The sequence below is a fragment of the Luteolibacter pohnpeiensis genome (genome assembly GCF_016595435.1).
Lineage (GTDB): Bacteria > Verrucomicrobiota > Verrucomicrobiia > Verrucomicrobiales > Akkermansiaceae > Luteolibacter > Luteolibacter pohnpeiensis.
Map to the genome: position 1 here is coordinate 1 of NZ_JAENIJ010000195.1, position 508 is coordinate 508.

1 protein-coding gene is annotated in these 508 nt (G+C 55.7%); it reads left to right on the plus strand.

The window, feature by feature from the left end; genetic code table 11:
• Positions 1 to 364 (plus strand): SMI1/KNR4 family protein (locus JIN85_RS20935; protein WP_200274510.1); only part of this gene is annotated, 364 nt, incomplete at its 5' end.
• Positions 365 to 508: the final 144 nt, after the last annotated feature.

Sequence of the window (508 nt, forward strand, 5' to 3'; positions counted from 1 at the left end):
GGTCCACGATCCTCGATTCTCGGCTGACGATACCGCCAAGGTTCTTGAAGCGTTCGGAGCGGAACTTCCCCCTGAATTCATCGCGTTCAGAAAGCTGCTGCCATTCTACAACGTCACAGGCGACCATCTCCCAGCCGATGAGATGACCGCCACCTACGATTGGGAGGCAGCCAATAACCCAAATTTCACCGAGGATTTCATTCCGTTCTACGCTGTCGGTAATGGAGATTTCCTGTGCCTGTCCAAGCCGGCAGGTCGGACTTCCCCAGTCCTTTACGTGGCTCACGATGATCCTGAAGTAGCCGTGCTTCACCCAAGCTTTTCGGATTACTTGCGCGATGCCGAGTGGTATTCAGAGCACTGAGCCTCGAGCTAAAACGAAGAAAGGCACAACAAGGCGGCGCACCTAACCGCTGACCCGCCATGAGTCGAAATTTCACCGTAATTACAACCCTAACCCACAGTCGGGGGCGCGCCGCTGGTCAGCGGTAGGTGGCCTCTGACGTTC